General features: G+C 69.6%; 20 protein-coding genes. 8 read left to right on the top strand and 12 right to left on the bottom strand.

All coding sequences use genetic code 11. From position 1 onward, the window contains the following. Positions 1-30: 30 nt before the first annotated feature. The 3 genes from M2266_RS23300 to M2266_RS32420 form a co-directional block, all read right to left on the bottom strand. The gene (locus M2266_RS23300) at positions 31-771 is read right to left on the bottom strand and encodes an ABC transporter permease (protein ID WP_277439931.1); all 741 of its coding nucleotides are present in this window, start codon (positions 769-771) and stop codon (positions 31-33) included. Beyond that, positions 768-1,724, bottom strand: coding sequence for an ABC transporter ATP-binding protein (locus M2266_RS23295; protein ID WP_277439930.1), 957 nt, complete (start codon positions 1,722-1,724; stop codon positions 768-770). Before M2266_RS23295 ends, M2266_RS23300 begins: the two co-directional genes overlap by 4 nt. A gap of 111 nt (positions 1,725-1,835) precedes the next feature. Beyond that, a complete protein-coding gene (locus M2266_RS32420; protein ID WP_346780926.1) occupies positions 1,836-2,549 on the bottom strand; it encodes a hypothetical protein in 714 nt (237 codons plus the stop codon). A gap of 659 nt (positions 2,550-3,208) precedes the next feature. Between M2266_RS32420 and M2266_RS32415 the strand changes: the two genes are divergently transcribed. Next, a complete protein-coding gene (locus tag M2266_RS32415; RefSeq protein WP_346780925.1) occupies positions 3,209-3,826 on the top strand; it encodes a hypothetical protein in 618 nt (205 codons plus the stop codon). 119 nt (positions 3,827-3,945) lie between these two features. On the opposite strand, the gene M2266_RS23285 is transcribed toward M2266_RS32415, so the two are convergent. From M2266_RS23285 to M2266_RS23275, 3 genes are read right to left on the bottom strand one after another with little or no spacing between them, the layout of a single operon-like run. Beyond that, positions 3,946-4,365, bottom strand: coding sequence for a DUF6113 family protein (locus tag M2266_RS23285; protein ID WP_277439929.1), 420 nt, complete (start codon positions 4,363-4,365; stop codon positions 3,946-3,948). Then, positions 4,362-5,222 carry an N-acetyl-1-D-myo-inositol-2-amino-2-deoxy-alpha-D-glucopyranoside deacetylase gene (mshB, locus tag M2266_RS23280; protein ID WP_277439928.1) on the bottom strand — a complete coding sequence of 287 codons (861 nt, stop codon included), beginning with the start codon at positions 5,220-5,222 and terminating at the stop codon, positions 4,362-4,364. Before mshB ends, M2266_RS23285 begins: the two co-directional genes overlap by 4 nt. 16 nt (positions 5,223-5,238) lie before the next feature. After that, positions 5,239-5,433: a hypothetical protein gene (locus tag M2266_RS23275; protein ID WP_269271241.1), complete on the bottom strand. Its 195-nt coding sequence runs from the start codon at positions 5,431-5,433 to the stop codon at positions 5,239-5,241. A 193-nt stretch (positions 5,434-5,626) separates the two neighbouring features. Here M2266_RS23275 and M2266_RS23270 point away from each other — a divergent pair, with 193 nt between their 5' ends. Next, on the top strand, positions 5,627-7,747 hold the full coding sequence (locus M2266_RS23270) for a prolyl oligopeptidase family serine peptidase (protein ID WP_277439927.1): 2,121 nt from the start codon (positions 5,627-5,629) through the stop codon (positions 7,745-7,747). A gap of 35 nt (positions 7,748-7,782) precedes the next feature. Here the strand turns inward: M2266_RS23270 and M2266_RS23265 are convergent, their stop codons facing one another. Next, on the bottom strand, positions 7,783-8,781 hold the full coding sequence (locus tag M2266_RS23265) for a hypothetical protein (RefSeq protein WP_277439926.1): 999 nt from the start codon (positions 8,779-8,781) through the stop codon (positions 7,783-7,785). Positions 8,782-9,306: 525 nt separating this feature from the next. Here M2266_RS23265 and M2266_RS23260 point away from each other — a divergent pair. From M2266_RS23260 to M2266_RS23240, 5 genes are all read left to right on the top strand, one after another. Continuing rightward, entirely contained in the window at positions 9,307-10,341 is a 1,035-nt protein-coding gene (locus M2266_RS23260; RefSeq protein ID WP_277439925.1) for an ABC transporter permease, read from the top strand. Between the two features lie 66 nt (positions 10,342-10,407). Next, the gene (locus M2266_RS23255) at positions 10,408-12,198 is read left to right on the top strand and encodes an ABC transporter substrate-binding protein (protein WP_277439924.1); all 1,791 of its coding nucleotides are present in this window, start codon (positions 10,408-10,410) and stop codon (positions 12,196-12,198) included. Positions 12,199-12,287: 89 nt separating this feature from the next. Beyond that, entirely contained in the window at positions 12,288-13,262 is a 975-nt protein-coding gene (locus tag M2266_RS23250; protein ID WP_277439923.1) for an ABC transporter permease, read from the top strand. Between the two features lie 10 nt (positions 13,263-13,272). Next, positions 13,273-14,334, top strand: coding sequence for an ABC transporter ATP-binding protein (locus tag M2266_RS23245; RefSeq protein ID WP_277439922.1), 1,062 nt, complete (start codon positions 13,273-13,275; stop codon positions 14,332-14,334). A gap of 22 nt (positions 14,335-14,356) precedes the next feature. Further along, on the top strand, positions 14,357-15,475 hold the full coding sequence (locus M2266_RS23240; RefSeq protein WP_277439921.1) for a dipeptide ABC transporter ATP-binding protein: 1,119 nt from the start codon (positions 14,357-14,359) through the stop codon (positions 15,473-15,475). Between the two features lie 177 nt (positions 15,476-15,652). Here the strand turns inward: M2266_RS23240 and M2266_RS23235 are convergent, their stop codons facing one another. The 5 genes from M2266_RS23235 to M2266_RS23215 form a co-directional block, all read right to left on the bottom strand. After that, on the bottom strand, positions 15,653-16,732 hold the full coding sequence (locus tag M2266_RS23235; protein ID WP_277439920.1) for a dipeptide ABC transporter ATP-binding protein: 1,080 nt from the start codon (positions 16,730-16,732) through the stop codon (positions 15,653-15,655). Next, the gene (locus tag M2266_RS23230; protein ID WP_277439919.1) at positions 16,725-17,750 is read right to left on the bottom strand and encodes an ABC transporter ATP-binding protein; all 1,026 of its coding nucleotides are present in this window, start codon (positions 17,748-17,750) and stop codon (positions 16,725-16,727) included. The genes M2266_RS23235 and M2266_RS23230 overlap by 8 nt, the downstream gene beginning before the upstream one ends. Before the next feature lie 12 nt (positions 17,751-17,762). Beyond that, positions 17,763-18,752, bottom strand: a complete 990-nt coding sequence (locus M2266_RS23225; protein ID WP_277439918.1) for an ABC transporter permease — start codon at positions 18,750-18,752, stop codon at positions 17,763-17,765. Further along, positions 18,745-19,668: an ABC transporter permease gene (locus tag M2266_RS23220; RefSeq protein WP_277439917.1), complete on the bottom strand. Its 924-nt coding sequence runs from the start codon at positions 19,666-19,668 to the stop codon at positions 18,745-18,747. The genes M2266_RS23225 and M2266_RS23220 overlap by 8 nt, the downstream gene beginning before the upstream one ends. Positions 19,669-19,732: 64 nt before the next feature. Then, a complete protein-coding gene (locus tag M2266_RS23215) occupies positions 19,733-21,373 on the bottom strand; it encodes an ABC transporter substrate-binding protein (protein ID WP_277439916.1) in 1,641 nt (546 codons plus the stop codon). A 166-nt stretch (positions 21,374-21,539) separates the two neighbouring features. On the opposite strand from M2266_RS23215, the gene M2266_RS23210 reads away from it, so the two are divergent. Continuing rightward, on the top strand, positions 21,540-22,373 hold the full coding sequence (locus tag M2266_RS23210) for a methyltransferase domain-containing protein (RefSeq protein WP_277439915.1): 834 nt from the start codon (positions 21,540-21,542) through the stop codon (positions 22,371-22,373). Positions 22,374-22,892: the final 519 nt, after the last annotated feature.

Raw genomic sequence — 22,892 nt, 5'->3', positions numbered from 1 at the left:
ACGTTCACGGACTTCACGCGTTTCACGGTGTCACGCCTTCTGGGTGTCCTTGCGGTACAGGTAGGCCGCGCCGCCCGCGAAGACCAGCAGATAGACCAGCAGGATCGCGATGTCCTTCAGGTGCGGGGCGTCGCCGAGCTCGACGGCCTGGCCGAGCGCCGCGTAGGGCCGGGCGGGCAGGTACTGCGCGATGTCCTGCATCCACTGTGGGAAGGCCGAGAAGGGCACCCACAGGCCGCCGAGCAGGGCCAGCGCGAAGTAGGCGATCATCGAGATCGGCCGGGCGACGTCGGCGGAGGCGACATAGCCGATGGCCACCCCGAGCGCCGCGAAGACGAAGCTGCCGGCCCAGCTGCACAGCAGGATCGCGACCCACTGCCAGGCGTCGAGCCGCACCTGCTTCACGGCCGCGCCGACGACCATGACCAGCAGGATCGACGGCAGGCTGATGGTGGCCGCCGAGGCGATCTTCGCGGTGACGTACCCCCGGCCGGGCAGCGCGGTCAGCCGCAACTGGCGCACCCAGCCCTTCTCGCGCTCCCGGGCGATCCGCTCGGCGTTGCCCATCAGGACGGCCGTCATGGCGCCGAACGCGGACATCGCGACCATGAAGTACGCGACCGTCGACAGGTCGGTGCCGGGCAGCTTCTCGTGGGGGTCGGTGCCCGCCGTGATGATCAGGAAGAGCAGCGGCGGATAGATCACCGAGAAGAACATGAACTTCTTGTTGCGCAGGACGCGCAGGATCTCCAGCTTGATCAGAGTCTTCATCGCTCTTCCGCCTCCTCGGCGGACGCCGCGTCGGTGATGGCCAGGAACGCCTGCTCCAGGCCGAGCCCGGCGACTTCGAGGTTGCGGGGGTAGAGCCCGAGGCCGTAGACCGCGTGCACCGTCGCGTCGGCGTCGTCGGAACGGATCCGGACGGTGGCCCCCGACACCTCGACGCCCACCAGGTGCGGCAGCGCCCGCAGGGCCTGCTCGTCGATCGCGCCCTGGAGGTCGAAGGTGATCCGGCGGGCGCCGGCCCGCGCCTTGATCTGGGCCGCGGTGCCGTCCGCGATGAGCCGGCCGCGGTGCAGGACCAGGACCCGGTCCGCGATCGCGTCCGCCTCCTCCAGGTAATGGGTGGCGAACAGCACCGTGCGGCCCTCGTCGACCCGGCGGCGCATCGTGGCCCAGAACGCCTGACGGGCGGTGACATCCATCCCGACGGTCGGCTCGTCCAGCACGATCAGTTCGTTGTCGCCCGCCGTGGCGAGCGCGAAGCGGACCCGCTGCTCCTGGCCGCCGGAGAGCTTGTTGACCTTGCGCTCGGCGATGTCGGAGAGGTCGGCGGTGGCCAGCACCTCGTCCACCGGGTAGGCCCGGGGGTGCAGCGCGCAGGCGAGGGAGATGATCTCCCGCACCGTCACGTCCTCCATCAGACCGCCGCTCTGCAGCATCGCGCCGACCCGGCCCTGGGCGATGGCCTGTGCCGGGGTGGTGCCGAAGACCCGGACGGTGCCGGAGTCGGGGTTGCGCAGTCCGAGGAGCAGGTCGAGGGCCGAGGACTTGCCGGCCCCGTTGGGACCGAGCAGTGCCACGGTCTCGCCGGGGTGGAGGGTCAAGGTGAGGTCGGCGACAGCGTGCACAGGGCCGAAGCTCTTGTTCACGCCGCTGAATCCGACCACGGGTTCGCCGGTGGCGGGCCCGCCGGTCGGGGTCTGTACGGCTGGTGCGGTCATGGCATCAGCCTCGCGCAGCGGCTGGGCCTCCCGGCAGTGTCGGACATCGTGTCTTCCGCATGACAGATGTCATGCGGAAGACACGGCCGGGGAACTGCCGGGGGCCTCGCGCTACTTCGCCACGCGCGGGATCACCACGGTCTTCTTCGACGGGTCCGACGAGTTCAGCGCCGGCAGCATCGCGTCGGCGACGTCCTTCGGAGTGACGGCGGTCTTCGTGCCGTTGTCCCGCACGATGAGCACGCCGTTGTACGACTTGCCGTACAGGTCCTTGAGCACGGCCAGGTCGAAGGAGGGCTGGAGCTTGCCGTCGGCGTCCGCGACCATCGTCAGGAACTTGGGCAGCGACTTGTTCGGACCGAACGGGACCTTGTGCGAGCCGTCGGCCTTCACGGTGACGATCCCGGCCATCGCCGTCTTGCCGAAGCCGGCGATCGCCTCGTCGAGCTGGGCCCGGGTGACCTTGGGCTGCACCGTCGTGGAGGTCAGCTCCACCGGCTGGTCGCGGCCCGTCTCGGCGCGCGTCCGGTACGCCTCGGTGATCTTCTTCATCGACCCGTCGACGTCGATGGCCTGCCGCGGGGTGCCCGGAACCCCGACGGCCTTGCCGTTGGTGAACTTCACCATGCCCTCGGAGCCCGATCCGCCGCCGGCCTGCTTGGACAGGTTCTGCAGCGCGGACTTCAGCTTCTCGTCGTCCTCGATCATCACCGGTTCCGCCGGCCGCGCGCCACCGAGGAGCGAGCCGATCACCGGAACCGGGTTGTAGTCGGTGTGCGCGACGGAGCGGACGGTGGCCAGGTTGTCGATGGACAGGCCCGCCACCGTGGGCTTGAGCTCCAGCGTCCGGCCCGCCGATCTTCACCTTGATCGGGGCGGTGATGCGGGAGCCGAGCTTCGCGTCGAGCGCCTTGACGGCTTCGTCACGGGACTTCCCGCCGATGTCGACGCCCAGGACGGTGGTGCCCTTGGGCACTTCCGCGTGGTTCATCAGCAGGCCGGCGCCGTAGGCGATGCCCGCGAGGAAGACCAGGAGGCCGCCCGCCAGCAGCACCTTGGAGCGGCCCTTGGGCGCCGGAGTGCTGTCCGCCTCGAAGCGGTACGACTCCTCACCGGCGGCCGGGGGCTTCGGCGTCCGGGGGCCGGCGGGCACCGTCGGGATACCGCTGACCAGCGTGTCACCCGACACCCGTCCACCGGGGGAACCGGGGGCGGCGGGAGCGCCGGGGGCGGCCTGGCCCGCGCCGGGGAGCCGCGCCGCGCCGGTCACCGGACCGGCCGTGGGGCCCGCCGGTCCCTGTGGGGAGTGGCCCGCGGGCGGCTGGTAGGCGGGGAAGGGCGTGGTGCGGTCACCCGCGCCGGGCGCTCCGCCCGGTCCGAACGGCGGGCCGTTGAACTCCGGGTCGGCGTAGCCGGGATCGGAGTAGGACGGGTCGCCGAACACGGGGTCCTGCGGGGTCAGCGGGTTCGAGCCGGGCCACGGGGTGTCGTCCCTGCCGTCGTCCCGGTTCGCGGGGACGGCTCCCGCGCCGCCGAGCGGAGTGCCCATCGGCGGCGCCAGGTACGGGCCCGCCGTCGGCTGTCCGGCGGCCGGCGGCGCGGGCGGCGCCGTGTCGGCTGCGGGGGACGGCGTCGCCGCGGAGGCCTTGCGGGGGGCGAACCAGTCGCTGGTCCGCTCCGGCCCGGGGGCCGCGTCCGGCTCCGGTTCGGCCGGCGGCTCGGCGGCCGGCGCGGGCGCCGGCACGGCGTTCCAAGCGGGCGCCGGGCGCCCCGGCCCGTCCTCGGCGGGCGGCGGCGGGGGCGGCGTGCGGTCCTCGACGGGGGTGCGCATGACCAGCGGCGGGATCGGCCGGGATCCGGGGATGTTGATCCGGATCCGGGTGGTCATCGTGGTCTCGGTCCTGGGCTCCTCGGCAGCCGGCGGCACCGGCGCCTCGGGCGCGGCGTCGCCGTCCTGCGACCCCTCCTGCGGGTGCAGCGACGGAAACGGGCGGGTTCCGTACGGCGGGGTCCCCGACGGGTACGCGGCGCCGCCGCGACCCCCCTGGTTCCCGGAGGACGAACTGTCAGTTTCACGGCTCAAAGCAGGTTCTCCCGGTTAGCTTCGCCACCTCACGGCCATCCTCAGGCGGCTCGCCAGCGCGCACCACCATACTGGGCGACGCCGGAGCGATCCCCGTGACCGGGGGAACGCTCGCCTCAGCACACCATGGAGAGCGGGTCAGCCGCCAAGTCGGGCGGCATTAGCCCCGGATGAGGGCAATAGCGGCAAAATGGAGCAGACCACACCTACCAGCACTCCCCCCAACAGGTAGATGTACGGGCCGATACCGGCCGCGAAGAGGAAGTCGCCCTCGGGCCGGGCGGAGCTCAGCAGCATCACGGTGGCGAGCCAGACGGCGCCCGGCGCCACCACACCCAGCCGGGTGCCGGTGAGCTTCACACCGCCGTAGAACAACCCCGCGACGCCCGCCAGCGCGAGCAGCAGCCCGCCCGGGAACCAGCCGTCCTGGACCAGCGCGCCCGCCCCGCCGACCGGCGCGGCGAGCACTCCGAGCGCGACGTACGACACGACCCGCCACGCGCGGCTCATCCCCGCGGGCTCGGCCACCCCCGGGACGGCTCCCTTACCGGCGCTCATACCCCCACCCCGGCGAACAGGTCGTCCTCGCGCTCCGCGCCCGCGGTACCGCGGGCCAGCGTGTAGTACTCGGCGGCGAAGAGCGGCTGCCCGAGGTCGTTGGAGAGGGCGAAGAACGGGCCGTCCACCGCGATCTGGGTGAAGTGCGCGCGCATCGCCGCCGCCTTCCGCTCCCCGTAAGCGGTCCCGTCGATCGCGGCCGTCACCTCGGCGTCGTCCACCACACCCGGTACGTCGTCGACCGAGGCGATCCCCTCGAACGGGATGGCCTTCCCGGCCGCCTCGAGGGCGGCGAAGCCCTCCTCCGTCACGGAGCGCGGTACGCAGTTCCAGTAGATCTTCTCGATGCCGAGGCCCTCGGCCTCGGCCAGCTCGGCCGCCCGCATCGCGACGCGGTGCGCCTGGATGTGGTCGGGGTGTCCGTAGCCGCCGTTCGGGTCGTAGGCGATCAGGACCTGCGGCCGGATCTCGCGGACGACGTCCAGGAGATGGCCGGCGGCCTCGTCCAGGTCGGCCTGCCAGAAGCAGTCCGGGTTCTCGTTCTGGACGACCCCCATCATCCCCGAGTCGCGGTAGCGGCCGGCCCCGCCGAGGAAGCGGTGATCGGTGACACCCAGCTCCGTCATCGCATCGGCGAGCTCGTCGATGCGATGCCGCCCGAGGGTGTCGTCCCGGTCCGCGGCCAGATGGGCGAGATCGGTCGGGATGACCTCGCCCTCTTCGCCGAGAGTGCAGGTCACGAGGGTGACATGGGCGCCTTCTGCCACGTACTTGGCCATCGTCGCGCCATTGTTGATCGACTCGTCGTCCGGGTGGGCGTGGACGAGCAGCAGCCGCCGGGGAGGGAGATCGCTCATGGAGAGAGCGTAAGCCTCAGAACTTGAAGCCCCCGATCATGCCCGCGACGCTCGTCGTGAACTGCTGGATCGTCGGGGCCGCGGAAGAGCTCGCCAAGTAGAAGCCGAGCAGGACGCAGACCACCGCGTGACCGCCTTTGAGCCCAGACTTCTTGACCAGCAGGGCCACGACGATCAGCAGCAGCAGCACCGCCGAAATCGAAAGCGCCACAACGGCTCACCTCCCAGGTACGCAGGGGCACGACGACACTTGCCAGTTGCTACTAACCCTTACCCACACAGGGCGACTGATCATAACTTTCCGTGCCACCGCATATCTCGGTGCACGGAAGCACGCGGGGGCGCATAGCTGGTTTTTCGCCAGACCATGTGAGCCCCCGGAGCAGGCCTCTAGGGTCGGTGCCATGACTGAAGAGCTCTCGTTCCCGCGTCAGCACGCCCGCACCCAGCGCTTCACCCTGGGCTCGCCCCGCGCGTTCACCGTCTCGCCGGACGGGGGGCGCGTGGTGTTCCTGCGGTCCCGGTCGGGGACCGACGCGTCGAACCTGCTGTGGGTCTTGGACCCGGGGTCGGGTCAGGAGCGGATCGCGGCCGATCCGGCGGCGCTGCTGGCGGGGGCCGGCGAGGAGCTCTCCGCGCAGGAGCGGGCGCGGCGTGAGCGCAGCCGCGAGGGGTCCTCGGGGGTCGTGGGCTACGCGGTGGACCAAGCCGTGGAACTGGCGGCGTTCGCGCTCTCGGGTCGGCTGTTCGTGGCCGAGCTGCGGGCCGGGACGGCGCGTGAGCTGTCCACCGCGGGTCCCGTCGTCGACCCCCGGCCCTCGCCCGACGGCCGCCGGGTGGCGTACGTGGCGGAGGGCGCGCTCCGGGTCGTCGACGCCGACGGTGGGAACGACCGGCCCCTCGCGGAACCGGACGGACCCGAGGTGACGTGGGGGCTGGCGGAGTTCATCGCGCAGGAGGAGATGTCCCGCAGCCGCGGCTTCTGGTGGTCGCCGGACGGTGGGCGGCTGCTGGCGGCGCGGGTCGACGAGTCCCCCGTGCAGCGCTGGTGGATCGCCGACCCGGCCCACCCGGACCGCCGCCCGGCCGAGGTCGCCTACCCGGCGGCCGGTACGGCCAACGCCGTGGTGACGCTGGCCCTGGTCGACCTGGACGGTTCGCGGGTCGAGGTGGAGTGGGACCGGGAGCGCTACCCGTACCTCGCCCGGGTGCACTGGTCGGCGGCCGGCCCGCCCGTCCTGCTGGTCCAGGCCCGTGACCAGCGCAGTCAGCTCTTCCTCAGCGTCGACCTCGGCTCCGGCCACACCCACCCGGTGCACGCGGAGGAAGATCAGGATTGGCTTGATCTTTTCGCTGGGGTGCCGGCCTGGACGCCGAACGGGAAGCTGGTCCGGATCGCCGAGGAGGGCGGGGCCCGCGTCCTGTGCGTCGGGGACCGGCCGCTGACCGGTTCACAGCTGCACATCAGGGCGGTGCTCGACATCACCGCGGACGACGTCCTCGTCTCGGCGTCCGCCGGCGCCACGGCGGAGCTCCCCGAGATCGGGGAGATCCACGTCTACCGGGTCGGCGAGCGCGGCGTCACCCGGGTGTCGGACGAGCCGGGCGTCCACTCCGCGGTCCGCTCCGGGGCCCTGACGGTGCTCACCTCCGCGACGCTGGAGACCGCCGGCGCCCGGGCGCGGGTGCTGCGGGACGACAAGCCCGTCGCCGTCATCACCTCGCACGCGCAGCAACCGGCGCTGCGGGCGGTCGTCCGGCTGACCGAGGCGGGCGAACGCCGGATCCCGGCGGCGGTCCTGCTGCCGACCGGGTACCGGGAGGGGGACGGGCCGCTGCCGGTGCTCATGGACCCGTACGGCGGGCCGCACGGCCAGCGCGTGGTCTCCGCGCACAACGCCCACCTGGTCTCGCAGTGGTTCGCGGACCAGGGCTTCGCGGTGATCGTCGCGGACGGCCGCGGGACCCCGGGCCGCTCCCCCGCCTGGGAGAAGTCCGTCGTCCGCGATCTCGCCGCGGTGACGCTGAACGACCAGGTCGAGGCGCTGCACGCGCTGGCCGGGTCGTACCCGCTGGACCTGGACCGGGTCGGCATCCGCGGCTGGTCGTACGGCGGTTACCTCTCCGCGCTCGCCGTGCTGCGCCGGCCCGACGTCTTCCACGCGGGGGTCGTCGGCGCGCCCGTCACCGATCTGCGGCTGTACGACACGCACTACCAGGAGCGCTACCTCGGCCACCCGGACGAGCAGCCCGAGGTGTACGCCGCCAACTCCGTCGTCACCGACCAGGGGTTGTCGGGCGCGGCGGACCAGGTCCGGCCGATGATGATCATCCACGGACTCGCGGACGACAACGTCCTGGTGGCGCACTCGCTGCGGCTGTCCTCCGCGCTGCTGGCCGCCGGCCGGCCGCACGAGGTGCTCCCCCTCTCCGGGGTCACGCACATGACCCCGCAGGAGGAGGTCGCGGAGAACCTGCTGCTGCTCCAGGTCGCGTTCCTGAAGCGGACGTTGGGCGTCGCGTAGCCCCAGCCATCCGGACCGCGCCCGCGGCACCGCCTTTACCAACCGGGCGGTGACTGCGGGCGCGGTGGCGCGTCCGGCGGGTACTCCGGCGGAAGCGGCGGCGGGCCGCCGAACGCCGACTGCCCGTACGGCGCGTCGTTGTACGGGGCGGGTGCGGGCGGTGCGCCCCATGCGCCGTACTGACCGCCCGGCGCCCCCCAGGCTCCGGGCACCGGCACCGGCGGCCGGGACGTGCCGCGCAGCGCGAGGAACACGATGATCAGGAACCCCGCGACGACCTCCGCGAGGGAGGTGAGCTGCTGCAGGATGTCGGGGGTCCCGATGTCGTCGAACTCGAAGAGCAGCTTCTGCTTGGCGTAGAGGTTCAGCGTGTAGACCGCGTACCCGGCCGCCACCCAGCCGAGCGCCACGCCCAACGGCCGCGCCATCGGTTTCCTGGCGAACGCCTGGATCGCGGCGACCATGCACAGCGCGGCCGTCGCCCAGTCGATCCAGAAACCCGGCGGGGCGAGCAGGATGCCGGACGGTTGCTGACCACTGAACTGGCGCCAGTACGAGAAGGGCCCCATCCGGTCCGAGGTGAACCGGTCGATGTAGTACGCCTCCCAGGCGACGGCCGCCAGCGCGAGGAGCGTCAGCAGCAGCCCGGCGAAGACCGCGGGCCCGGTGCGCGGCGGGGCGGGCGGTTCACCGTCGGCCGGTGAGACCGCCGGGCGGCGTCCGGAGGCCGCGATGACGATGAGCGCCACGGCCGCGATGACCGCGCCGAGCGCGGTGTACAGCGCCCGGTCCCGCAGGGGCAGCCCCCTGGTGCTGTCCTCGGTCAGGATCCACAGCAGCGGGAGCCGGTAGAGGAACGTGAGCAGGCCGACCGTCACGAAGGCCCCGGCGGCGGACGGCCTCGCGGCCGCCAGCAGAGCGCCCAGATAGACGACCACCAGAATCAGGTCCGTGATGGACGTTCCGAGGGGCGCGTGCCCCTGACCCGCGAAAATCCGGCCGATCCAGGTCAGAAACGTGTCTTTCGCGCCCACATTGCTGAAGTCCCGGCCGATCCAAATGATCTCTGCAGCAATAAGAACGACACAAATGATCCCACCCGCGACCCGCGCTCCTCGCGCGAGCACATTGCCCTGATACAAGGCCGTCTCCCCCCAGGCACACCGTTCCCATAGATATACCCGCACATCAAGGAGGGGAACAGCCTTTCCCCCGACGACAGTCGGCCATATTCCCCGCGGTCGCCGTCTGCCGGCCCCCTGGCGTCGCCCGTCCGTACGCTGCCCAGAGTGCTACGTCCGTATATCGGTGTTGCGACAGTCAAGTGGCCAACGTGTAAACGCGTTTGATCCACATAAATCCGTAATTGCCGTGCGCAAAGACTCGCTGTCAAGCACGCGGCCGCAGCAATCTGCACAATCTTCGCCAAAGAAGAGCCGCTGCGCCATTTCTTCGCCCGCCGCCCCCTTGACTGGAGGATGAATCCATTGCCAAAGTCCGCTCAACCCGCGACGGCGTTTCCGTCGCGACGACAGACTCCTGGTGTGGGGGCATTCGTTATGACGAGTCAAACCCAGGCCGTGGCCGCGGAAGCCGATGACGGCTCCATCGACCCGGCGGCCCAGACCCACGGCCTGGGCGGACAGGCCGGCGAGATCGTCGGCTTCTCCCCCGGCCGACTCATGTGGCGGCGTTTCAAACGCGACCGTACAGGAGTCCTTTCCGCGTGCGTAGTCGTTTTTTTCTTCGCCATCGCGATCCTCGCGCCGGTGATCTCCAAGCTCTACGGCAAGGACCCTTACACCCTCTACGGCCAGAACAACTCCGACCTGCTCAACGAGTTCGGGTACCCGGTGGCCCCCAACGGCGGGGTGAGCGGCAGCTTCTGGTTCGGCATCGAGCCCGGGCTCGGCCGCGACGTCTTCACCCAGCTGCTGTACGGGATCCGCACCTCGCTGTTCATCAGCGTCGCGGTCACGGTGGCCACGGTGACGACCGCCATCCTGCTCGGCATCACCTCCGGCTACCTCGGCGGCAAGGCCGACTACTTCATCGGCCGTCTCTCGGACCTGCTGCTGGCGTTCCCCTCGCAGCTGTTCTTCGTCGCCTTCATGCCGATCGTGGTGGCGATCTTCGTCGATCCGCAGGACGAGACGCCCACCTACCTGCGCGTGACCGCACTGATCGTCGTCCAGTGGTTCCTCGGCTGGATGGGCCTCTCCCGCATCCTGCGCGGCCAGGTACTCAGCCTGCGGGAACGGGAGTTCATCGAGGCGGCCAAGGTCACCGGTGCCTCGTCCTGGCGCATCGTCCGCCGTGAACTGCTGCCGAACCTGGTCACACCGATCCTGGTGCAGGCCACCTTCATGCTTCCCGGTTTCGTCACCGCGGAGGCCGGCCTCTCCTTCCTGGGCGTCGGCATCATCGAGCCGACCCCGGACTGGGGCCGGATGTTCGCCAAGGGCGGTGACATCGCCCAGAACGACATCACCTACATGTTCTTCCCCGGCATCGCCATGGTGATCTTCATCGTCGCGTTCAACCTGCTCGGGGACTCGGTCCGGGATGCGTTCGACCCGAAATCGGGGCGCTGAAGCCAGCCAGTCAGCACATCAACCATCGACGAACAGGTAGGTGTAGAGACAGCCATGACGGTCCACATGCGTAGGACGAAGGCCACCCTGGTGGCCCTGGCGGCGGGTGCCCTCATGCTCACCGCGTGCAGCAGCGGCGGCGGCGGTACGGGCAAGAACGACACCAAGGACAAGCAGAACGAGAACGCGAAGCAGCAGCAGTCCCAGATCACCTTCGGGGACGCCGCCGCCTCCACCGGCCCGGCCGAGGAGGTGGCGGGAGCCAAGCCCGGCGGCACCCTGCACGCCCTGGAACGGGACAGCTACACCCACCTGGACCCGGCTCAGATCTACGTCGCGAACGAGGGCGCGCTCGCCACCCTCCTGCACCGCGGCCTGACCACGTACAAGTTCGACAGCAAGGGCCACTACACCGTCGTGGGCGACCTGGCCACCGACAGCGGCAAGCAGTCCGACGCCGGAAAGACCTGGACGTACACCCTCAAGGACGGCATCAAGTTCGAGGACGGCACGCCGATCACCTCGAAGGACATCCGCTGGTCGGTGGAGCGGCTGTTCGCCCCGTTCGTCACCAACGGCCCGGCCTACCTCCAGCAGTGGCTGGCCAACACCGCAGGGTCCGACTACCGCAAGCTGCTGCCGGACGGCCCCTACAAGGGCGGCCACCTGCCCGACTCCGTGCTGCAGACCCCGGACGCCAAGACGATCGTCTTCCACTTCCCCGCGGCGCAGGCGGACACCCCCTACCTGCTGGCCATGGCGGGGTACGCGGTGGTCGACTCCGCGAAGGACACCAAGGAGAAGTACGACAAGGCGCCGGTCGCGTCGGGCCCCTACAAGATCAAGTCCTTCGAGAGCGGCAAGGCCATGACGCTCGTGAAGAACACCAACTGGGACCCGAAGACCGACTCGGCGCGCCACCAGTACGTCGACACCTTCGACATCACGTTCAACCACCAGTACGAGGACTCCACCAAGCGCCTGATGTCGGACGCCGGTGAGAACCAGACGTCGCTGAGCTTCTCCAACGCCGTCGACACCAAGAGCACCCCCACCGTCGTCGGGACCGCGTCGATCTTCAAGCGCACGGTCTCCGGCTACCAGCCGTTCGTGGGCCAGATCAACTTCAACATGAAGAAGGTCACCGACCTGCAGGTCCGCAAGGCCCTCGCGCTGGCCATCCCGACCAAGCCGGTCTGGCAGGCCCTCGGCGCCTCGTACGGAGCCGAGTACGCGGGCGGCTTCATCAGCCCGACCCTCGCCGGCTACCAGAAGGCCGACCCGCTGGGCAAGGTCGCCAAGCCCGATGGTGACCAGGTCGCCGCGAAGAAGATCCTCACCGACGCGGGGAAGCTGAACACCAAGATCACCTACGCGTACGTCAACACCACCGCGGGCCAGGAGTACTCGGTCGCCATCGCGGACGCGCTCAAGAAGGCGGGCTTCGACGTCCAGCGCAAGGACCTGCCGTCCGACACGTACTACGACCTGATCGGCAAGGTCGACAACCCGTACGACATCTACGCGAGCGCGTGGGGCGCGGACTGGCCGAGCACCCTGACCGTCATCCCGCCGGTCTTCGACGGCCGCACCATCGCCGACCAGGCGCCGAACTACTCGCACGTCAACGACCCGAAGATCAACTCGGAGATCGACCGCATCAAGGCGATCACCGACCCGAAGCAGGCCGCCGACGAGTGGTTCAAGCTCAACACCTACATCACCACCGAGGTGATCCCGGCCGTCCCGACGGTCTTCTACAAGCAGCTCCAGCTCTTCGGCTCCAAGGTCGGCGGCGTCGTCTACAACAACATCACCTCCCAGATCGACCTGACGAAGCTCTTCGTCAAGCAGTAAGCACCGCAGACGCCCTCCGGCGGGACCGCCCACCGGTCCCGCCGGGGGCGGCACCGCCCACCGCCGCCGTCCCCTGAGAGCTGCGACCCATGCTTCGATTCCTCGTACGCCGGACGCTCGGCGCGCTCGTCATCCTGCTCTTCATCAGCGCCTTCACCTACTTCCTGTTCTTCGCGATCCCGCACGACCCGGCGCTGCTGTCCTGCGGCAAGAACTGCACGCCGGAGAACATCGCGCTGATCCACCGGAACCTCGGCCTCGACGAACCGATCCCGGTCCAGTACTTCCACTACATGGTCGGCGTCTTCGCGGGACGCCACTTCAGCGTCGGCGACTGCGCCGCCCCCTGCTTCGGCTACTCCTTCGCCAACTCCGACCCGGTCTGGCCGACCATCCTCAACCGCTTCCCGCTGACGCTCTCGCTGGCGGCCGGCGGCATCGTGGTCTTCCTGCTCGTCGGGCTCGGCGCCGGCATGCTGGCGGCCTGGCGCCGCGGCACCTTCGTCGACAAGTTCTTCAGCTCGGTCTCGCTGGTGCTCAGCTCGATGCAGATCTACTTCGTCGGCCCGATCGTGCTGGCGCTGCTGGTCTACAACAACCAGATCATGGACCAGCCCAAGTACGTTCCGATCTCGGAGGATCCCGTCGGCTGGTTCAGCGGGCTGCTCATCCCCTGGTGCGTGCTGTCGATCATCTTCACCGCGGGCTACACGCGTATGTCCCGGTCCACGATGATCGACCAGTTGCAGGAGGAGCACGTCCGCACCGCCCGCGCCAAGGGCATGTCGAGCCGTTACGTCTTCTTCCGGTACGCCTGGCGCGGCTCGCTCATCCCGATCGTCACCATGCTGGGCCTGGACATCGGCACCCTGCTGGGCGGCGCGATGATCACCGAGTTCACCTTCTCGCTGGCGGGCATCGGACGGCTGGCCGTGGACTCGGTGCTCAGGACGGACCTGCCCATGCTCATGGGCGTGATGCTCTTCAGCGCCGCCCTGATCGTCCTGTTCAACATCATCGTGGACGCCACCTACGCGTTCATCGACCCGCGCGTGCGCCTCTAGGAGCCCGTCAGTGACCACCATGACCAAGACCGAGGGAGGGCCGGCCCCGGCCGGGACCGATCCGTTCCTCTCCGTGCGTGATCTGCATGTGCGGTTCTCCACCGAGGACGGCATCGTGAAGGCCGTCGACGGGCTCTCCTTCGACCTCGAACGCGGCAGGACGCTGGGCATCGTCGGCGAGTCCGGCTCCGGCAAGTCCGTGACGAACCTGACGGTGCTCGGGCTGCACAACCCGATGAGCACCACCGTCACCGGCGAGATCCTGCTGGACGGGCAGGAGTTGACGGGGGCGAGCAACCGCACCCTGGAGAAGCTGCGCGGCAACAAGATGGCGATGATCTTCCAGGACCCGCTGACGGCGCTCTCGCCGTACTACACCGTGGGCCGGCAGATCGCCGAGCCGTTCATCAAGCACACCGGCGCGAGCCGGCGCGAAGGTCGGGCGAAGGCCGTCGAGATGCTGGAGAAAGTCGGCATCCCGCAGCCGAAGACCCGGGTGAACGACTACCCGCACCAGTTCTCCGGCGGGATGCGGCAGCGCGCGATGATCGCGATGTCGCTCATCTGCAACCCCGACCTGCTCATCGCCGACGAGCCGACCACCGCGCTCGACGTCACCGTCCAGGCGCAGATCCTGGACCTGCTCAAGGACCTGCAGCAGGAGTTCGGCTCGGCGATCATCCTGATCACCCACGACCTGGGCGTCGTCTCCAAGATCGCCGACGATCTGCTGGTGATGTACGCGGGCCGGGCCGTCGAGCGCGGCTCGGTGCGGGAGGTCGTCAAGTCCCCGCAGCACCCCTACACCTGGGGTCTGCTGAGCTCGATGCCCCGGCTCTCCTCCAACGTCGACGAACCCCTGAGCCCGATCCCCGGCACCCCGCCGAGCCTGCTCCATCCGCCGACCGGCTGCGCGTTCCACCCCCGGTGCGAGTTCACCGAACTGGTCGGCGGTACGCGCTGCCGCACCGAGCGGCCGGACCTGCCGGCCGGCCGGGGTTCCGCCTGCCACCTGACCGCGGAGCAGAAGCGGTCCGTATTCATCGAGAAGATTCAGCCCCGGCTGGGCTGACCGGTCGACTGGGGCGAGCATCATGAGCGAGGAAACCACCATCACCAAAGCCGACGCGGTTCCTTCCCCGCGCGACGGCGCCTCGGGAGAGGCGCTGCTGGAAGTCACCGGCCTCACCAAGCATTTCCCGATCCACGCGGGATTTCCGATCAAACACAAGGTCGGCGCGGTCCAGGCGGTCGACGGTATCGACCTGACCATCCACACCGGCGAGAGTTTCGGTCTGGTCGGCGAGTCCGGCTGCGGCAAATCCACCACCGGCCGGCTGATCACCCGGCTGCTGGAACCGACGGGCGGCAGGATCTCCTACCGGGGCCGGGACATCACCCGCGCCACCCGCAAGGAGCTCATGCCGATCCGCTCGGAAATCCAGATGATTTTCCAGGACCCGTACTCCTCACTCAATCCGCGGCAGACGGTGGGCACCATCATCGGCGGCCCGATGGAGATCAACGACATCAATCCGGCGGGCGGCCGCGAACAACGCGTCCGGGAACTGCTGGAGACCGTCGGTCTCAACCCGGAGCACTACAACCGTTTTCCGCACGAGTTCTCCGGCGGCCAGCGCCAGCGCATCGGGGTCGCACGGGCACTCGCCCTGGAACCGAAACTCATCGTGGCCGACGAACCCGTCTCGGCCCTCGACGTCTCGATCCAGGCGCAGGTCGTGAACCTGCTGCGGAAGGTCCAGGAGGAGACGGGGATCGCTTTCCTGTTCATCGCCCATGACCTGGCCATCGTGCGGCACTTCACCCAGCGGGTCGCGGTGATGTACCTCGGAAAGATCGTCGAGGTCGGCGACCGCGACTCCATCTACAACCGGCCCCGCCACCCGTACACCCACGCGCTGCTCTCGGCCGTCCCCGAGGTCAACATCGACGGTGCGGACCGCGAGCGCATCCGGCTGGCGGGCGACGTCCCGTCCCCCATCAATCCGCCGTCCGGCTGCCGGTTCCGTACGCGCTGCTGGAAGGCGCGCGACCTGTGCGCGTCGCAGGAACCGCCGCTGATCCAGCTCGGCGGCAACCAGGACGGCCACCTCACCGCGTGCCACTTCCCCGAGGAGCCGACGATCGCGGCACGGGGCGAGGACATCGTCCTGGACCCGGCGCTGGCCGCGATCGAGGGGACGGCGCAGTAGGCCGGGTCGCCGACGTCGCGCCCGGGTTGGCCGGCCGGCCCCGGTCGGCCGGAGGTGCGCTATCAGGTCGAGGGGGTGCGGCGTCCACTCCAGGACGTCAGACGGCAGCCGTCGGTGGTCAGTCCGTCGGTGGTCAGTCCGTCGGTGGTCAGTCCGTCAGTCGTCAGTCGTCGGTCGTCAGTCGTCGGTCGGGACCACCCGCTTCTCCTCCGCGAAGTGGCAGGCGCTGTCGTGCGCGGCGGGTGAGTCGAGCCCGCGGAAGACCGCCGGGACGGCCAGCAGCGGCTCCTCCAGCGTGCAGCGCTCCTGCGCCTTCCAGCAGCGGGTGCGGAACCGGCAACCGGACGGCGGGTTGGCCGGGGACGGCACGTCGCCGACGAGGATGATCCGCTCGCGTCGCTCGCGGGCGTCCGGGTCGGGAACGGGGACGGCGGACAGCAGCGCCTGGGTGTACGGGTGGGTGGGGTGCTCGTAGATCTCCGCGTCGCCGCCGATCTCGACGATCTTGCCGAGGTACATCACGCCGACCCGGTCCGAGATGTGCCGGACGATCGACAGGTCGTGGGCGATGAACATGTACGACAGGTCGAACTCGTCCTGCAGCCGCCCCATCAGGTTCACCACCTGCGCCTGCACCGACACGTCCAGCGCGGATACGGGTTCGTCCGCCACGATGATCTCCGGCCGCAGCGCCAGCCCGCGGGCGATGCCGATGCGCTGGCGCTGGCCACCGGAGAACTGGTGCGGATAGCGGTTGATGTACTCGGGGTTGAGGCCGACGACGTCGAGCAGGTCCTCGACCGCCTTGCGGCGGTCGCCCTTCGGGGCGACCTCCGGGTGGATCTCGTAGGGCTCGCCGATGATGTCGCCGACGGTCATGCGCGGGTTCAGCGACGTGTACGGGTCCTGGAACACCATCTGGATGTTGCGGCGGACGCTTTTGAGGGCCTTCCCCGACAGCTTGCTGATGTCCTCGCCCTTGTACAGCACCTGGCCGGCCGTCACCGTCTCCAGGTTCATCAGGAGCCGGGCCACGGTGGACTTGCCGCATCCGGACTCGCCGACGATGCCCAGCGTCTCGCCGCGGTAGAGGTCGAAGGAGACCCCGTCGACCGCCTTCACCGCGCCGACCAGCTTGCGGAAGACGATGCCCTGGGTCAGCGGGAAGTGCTTGACCAGATCGCGGACCTGCAGGATCGGCTCCCTGGCGGGCGCCGGGGCGGGCACCTTCGTCAAGTGGGTCGTGGGCTCACTCACCGATGGTCTCCTTCCAGAAGTGGCAGGCGCTGGCCCGCGTCTCGCTGACGTCGTACAGCGGCGGCACGTCGGTCCGGCACACGGGCTGCGCCATCGGGCAGCGCGGGTTGAAGGCGCAGCCCGGCGGGATGTGCAGCAGGTTCGGCGGCAGGCCCTTGATCGCGTAGAGCTCCTGGCCCTTCTGGTCCAGTCGGGGGATCGAGTTGAGCAGGCCCTTGGTGTACGGGTGGGCCGGCTTGCGGTAGATGTCGTGCACGGGGGCGGTCTCGACGATCCGGCCCGCGTACATCACCGCGATCTTGTCGGCGACGTCCGCGACCACACCGAGGTCGTGGGTGATCAGGATCAGACCCATCCGCAGCTCGCGCTGCAGCTCCGCGAGGAGCTCCATGACCTGGGCCTGGACCGTCACGTCCAACGCGGTGGTCGGCTCGTCGGCGATGATCAGGTCGGGCTCCAGGGCCATCGCCATCGCGATCATGATGCGCTGGCGCATGCCGCCGGAGAACTGGTGCGGGTAGTCGCCCACCCGCTGCTTGGCCGCGGGGATGCGCACCCGCTCCATCAACTCGATCGCCTTGGTCTTGGCGTCCTTGCGCGACATCCCCCGGTGGACGGTGAACATCTCGCCGAGCTGCTCGCCGACGCTCAGCACCGGGTTCAGCGAGGACAGCGCGTCCTGGAAGATCATCGCCATGCGCTCACCGCGCACCCTGCGGCGGTCCTCCTTGCCCATCGTCAGCAGGTCCTGGCCCTGGAAGACGATCTCGCCCTGGGTGACGAATCCGGGCGGCGAATCCAGGATGCCCATGACCGCCTGCGCGGTCACCGACTTCCCCGAGCCGGACTCGCCGAGCACCGCGAGCGTCTCGCCCGCGCTCACCGTGTAGTCGACCCCGTTGACGGCCTTGGCGACGCCGTCGCGGGTTCGGAACTCGACGTGCAGGTCCCGCACTTCCAGCAGGACGCCCTGCGGGACCCCTGGATCCTGCTCCGCCTGCGTGATCAGGCTGGTCATGGAACGCCTCCGTCAGCGCAGCTTGGGATCGAGGGCGTCGCGCACCGCGTCGCCGAGCATGATGAACGCGAGCACGGTGATGCTCAGCGCGCCCGCGGGCCACAGCAGCATGTGCGGTGCGTTGCGGATCTGGGTGGACGCCGCCGAGATGTCGATGCCCCAGGAGACGGTCGGCGGTTTGAGGCCCACCCCGAGCCAGGACAGCGTCGCCTCCAGCGCGATGTACGTGCCGAGTGCGATGGTCGCGACCACGATCACCGGCGCGACCGCGTTCGGCGCGATGTGCCGCAGCAGGATGCGGGAGTGGTTGGCCCCCAGCGCCTTGGCCGCCTGCACGTAGTCGTTCTGTTTGGCGGTGATCACGGAACCGCGCGCGATGCGGGCGATCTGCGGCCAGCCGAGCAGCACCATGAAGCCGATGACCGGCCACACCGTGGAGTTGGTGACGACCGACAGGAAGACCAGACCGCCGAGGATGATCGGGATGGCGAAGAAGATGTCACTGATCCGGGAGAGCACCGCGTCCCACGCGCCGCCGAAGTAGCCGGCGAGACCGCCCAGGATGCCGCCCAGCAGCGCGACGCCCGCGGTGGCGCAGACGCCGACGGTCACCGACGCGCGGGCCCCGTACACGGTGCGGGTGTAGACGTCGCAGCCCTGGTTGTCGTACCCGAAGGGGTGGCCGGACGACGAGCCCTGCTGCGACTTGGACAGGTCGCACGAGAGCGGGTTGCCGCTGGCGATCAGCGACGGCCACAGCGAGATGACGATCAGGAAGAGGATCAGCAGCGCGGAGATGATGAAGATCGGGTTGCGCCGCAGGTCGTGCCAGGCGTCGGACCACAGGCTGCGGGGCTTGCCCGTCGGGCCGCCCGCCTGCTGCGAGTGGCCGGGCCCGTGGTCGAGCGTCTGGGCCTCGGAGGACGCCAGGTCCATCGATCCGCCCATACCGGTGGGGGCGACGGACTCGTGCTCATTGAACGGGTCATGCGACTCAGGCATACCGAATCCTCGGGTCCAGGACCGCGTAGAGCAGGTCGACGAGCAGGTTCGCCAGCAGGAAGACGATCACCAGGATGGTGACGAAGCCGACCACCGTCGCTGAGTTGTGCCGGAGGATGCCCTGGTAGAGCTGATACCCGACCCCCTGGATGTTGAAGATCCGCTCGGTGACGATCGCGCCGCCCATGAGGCCGCCGATGTCCGTCCCGATGAAGGTGATCACCGGGATGAGCGAGTTGCGCAGCAGGTGGCGCAGGATGACGCGGCGCCGGGGCAGCCCTTTGGCGACGGCGGTGCGGACGTAGTCGGCGCGGGTGTTCTCGGCGATGGACGTCCGGGTCAGGCGGGTGACGTACGCCAGCGAGACCAGGGCCAGCACGATGCCGGGCAGGATCAGTTCGTTGAGCGGCGCCTCCGGCGATACCGAAGGCTCGCCGATGCCCCACTGCACCGCGATCACGTACTGCAGCACGTAACCGAGCACGAAGACCGGGATGGAGATCACGACCAGCGTCATCAACAGAACCGAGGTGTCGACTGGGCGGCCGCGGCGCATGCCCGTGACGACGCCCAGGGTGATGCCGATGACGATCTCGAAGAAGATCGCGACGAGCGTCAGCCGCAGGGTCACCGGGAAGGCGCTCTTCATCAGCTCGGTGACGGGCTGCCCGTTGAAGGCCGTCCCGAAGTCACCGGTGAAGATGTTGCCCATGTAGTCGACGTACTGCCGCCACAGCGGCTGGTCGAGGCCGTACTGGTGTCTGATCTGCGCGGCCGTGGCGGGGTCGGGAGCGCGGTCGCCGAAGAACGCGGCCACCGGGTCGCCGAGCGCGTAGACCATCACGAAGATCAGGAAGGTGGCGCCGATGAAGACCGGGATCATCTGCAGCAGGCGCCGGATCACATAGCGTCCCATGGGGCCTTCCCCAAAGTCGGGCGGTGGCCCGGCACGGGGTCACCGCGCCGGGCCACCGCGCGGGTCAGCTGACCTTGATCTCGTTGTAGACCGGGACGCTGAACTGGTTCAGCGCCACGTTCGAGATCTTGGTGGAGTAGCCCCCGGTGCCGTTCTGGTACCAGAGCGGGATGGCCGGCATGTCGATGGCGAGCTGCTTCTCCGAGTCCTGGAACAGCGAGATGGCCTTCGCGGTGTCCGGCTCGGCGTTCGCCTCGTTGATGAGCTTGTCGAAGTTCGCGTTCGTGTAGTGCGAGTCGTTCGACGACGCGTTGGTGTAGTAGATCGGCTGCAGGAAGTTCTGGATCAGCGGGTAGTCCATCTGCCAGCCGGTCCTGAACATTCCGTTCATCTGCTTGTTCGTGACCTTCGAGCGGAAGTCCGCGAAGGTGCCGATCGGGTTGAAGACGCAGGCCTTGTCGTTGCCGAGCGCGTTGTTGATGCTGTTGCAGACCGCGTCCGACCAGTCCTTGTGCGAACCGGTGTCCACGTTGGACGTCAGGGTGACCTGCCCGCCGGGCAGGCCGCCGGCCTCCGTGATGAGCTTCTTCGCCTCGGTCGGGTTGTACGTGCAGACGTCACCGCACAGCCCGGCCTTGAAGCCGCCCGCCTCGCCGAGCACCGGCGAGGTCCAGTCGCTGGCGGGCTCACGGGTCTTCTGGAAGATCTGCTCGGTGATCTGCGCGCGGTTGATCGCCATCGACAGACCGCGGCGGACCTTGTCCGCGTTCGCGCCCGACCACTTCGGGTCGTACAGCGGGAACGACACGGTCTGGATGATGCCGGCCGGCTGGTTGATGAACCGGTCGCCCAGGTCCGCCTTCGCGTTCTTCAGCTGCGACGCGGGGATGTCGTCGACCAGGTCGATGTTGCCGGCCTGCAGGTCGGTGTACGCGGTGTTGTTGTCGGTGTAGACCCGCAGGTCGATGCCGCCGTTCTGGGCCGCGTCCGAACCCTTGTAACCGGCCCACTTGCGCATCTTCATGCTCTGGCCCTTGGTGTACGAGTTCACCGTGTAGGGACCGTTGCCGATCGGCTTGTTCAGCCAGGCGGCGTGGTTGACGAAGAACGACTTCGGCAGCGGGTCGTACGCCGCGTAGCCCAGCGTGTCCGGCCAGGTGGAGAACTTGTCGCCGAGCTTCACGGTGAAGTTCAGGTCGTCGACCTTCTTCAGCCCGCTGAGCGTCTGGGCGGTCGAGGCCGCCCCCTCCTTCTCCGGGTGGACCGCCTCGTAGCCGTCGATGAAGCGGAAGAAGCTCGCGTTCTTCTGGGCGTTCTTCAGCAGCGCGCCGTAGTTCCAGGCGTTGATGAAGGAGTCGGACGTGACCTTGTCGCCGTCACTGAAGGTCCAGCCGGGGTTCAGCTTGATCGCGAAGTTCTGCGAGTCGGTGGTGGTGATCGACGCCGCGACCATGTTCTCGGCCTTGCCGGACTTCGGGTTGTACTTCTTCAGACCGCGGAAGAGCATGTCCAGCACCTTGCCGCCCTGCACCTCATTGGTGTTGGCCGGTTCCAGCGGGCTCTGCGGGTCTCCCCACGACGCACTGACGATCCCCGAGGCGCCGCCTCCACCACCGCTGTCGCTGCCCCCGCCGCCACAGGCGGTGGCCGCCAGGGCGACGACCGTCGCACCGACGGCCCACTTCAAGCGCGTGGCTCCGCGCATCGCGTGCCTCCTCATGAGTCACAAATGACACTTAGTCCCTCATGACACCGCAAACCCATCAGTGACGCACCTCTAGCGCACCCGTGTCGCCCCACGAACCGTCAGCCGACACCCCACGTGGGCCAACGCCTCACTCAGCGCGGTCGCCCCAATTAGGGTCAGAAGGGTGAAGACGCCAGCTGAAGAATCGTTCCTGCGCACGTTCCACGCCGAGCACCCGGCAGCCACCTCGCGCTCCCTGTCCCGCGGCAGGGACGCGACCGGCCGCTCCAGCTACCAGCTCCTCAGCGACCTGGTGGCGGGGCGGCGCCGGGTGCTGGACCTGGGGTGCGGTGACGGGGTCCTGTTGGAGGAGGTGGCGGCCGGCACTCCGGTCGGTGACCGTGAGCTCAGCGGGGTCGACCTCTCCCCCGACGACCTGGCCCTCGCCCGCCGGCGCCCGGCGCTGGCCGGCGCCACGCTCCTGGAGGCCCGCGCCCAGGACCTGCCCTTCCCGGACGACCACTTCGACGCGTGCGTCTCCCACATGGCGCTGATGCTGATGAACGACGTCGACCGGGTCGCCGCCGAACTGGCCCGGGTGCTCGCCCCCGGCGGCCTGCTGGCGCTGGCGCTGGGCGGCGGACCCGCCGGGGGCGAGGCCTACGAGCTCTTCATCGCCCTCACCCGCCCCGTCGTCGACGCCGCGCCCGCCTCCGACCGGATCCCCCGCATGGGTGACCCGCGGACCCGCGAGCGCGCGGGCCTCGACGCGATCCTCACCCCGGCCGGCTTCGCGCCGGTCACGTGGGACACCGTACGGATCGACCTGAGCGGCCCGCTCGACGACGTATGGGTCAGCCTCTCCACCCTCTACGATCTCGGCCTCCTCCCGGCGGCGGCCATCGACGCCCTGCGCGAGACCTTCACCGCGGGCGCGGCCTCCCTCGCCCTCCCGGACGGCACGATCCCCTGCGCCATGAACATGCGCATCGCCACAACGAGCTTGGCGGGGACGTGAGGCGGGGCGGGCGTGCGGCGGGGGGGGTGGGCATGAGGCAGGGCGGGCGTGCGGCAGGGGGTGGGCATGAGGCGGGGGGCGGGCGTGCGGCAGGGGCGGGCGTGAGCCAGGGGGTGGGCATGAGGCAGGGCGGGCGTGCGGCAGGGGGCGGGCATGAGGCAGGGGGCGGGCATGAGGCAGGGCGGGCGTGCGGCAGGGGGCGGGCATGAGGCAGGGGCGGGCGTGCGGCAGGGGTGGGCGTGAGGCAGGGGCGGGCGTGCGGCAGGGGGTGGGCATGAGGCAAGGGGTGGGCCGCGGGTGAGCTCCCGGCCGGGGTTCGGGCAGTCCGAAGTGGTGCGTCTGCGTCGCTGCGCTCCTGGACCGGGGGAAGGGGCGGGCCCCGGCGCTGCGCGCCCGGCAGGGAGGCGGGGCGCTGCGCTTCCCGCGCGGGGGTAGGGGTGGGTACCAGTGATGGGGCGCTGCGGCGGGCTAACCCCCTGCGAGACACAAGTGGATCACTTCGTGGGCCCAGAGCTCGGC

Source organism: Streptomyces sp. SPB162, from assembly GCF_029504575.1.
Lineage (GTDB): Bacteria > Actinomycetota > Actinomycetes > Streptomycetales > Streptomycetaceae > Actinacidiphila.
The sequence above is the reverse complement of the archived record's forward strand: the minus strand, read 5'-3'. Positions and strand labels throughout refer to the sequence as shown.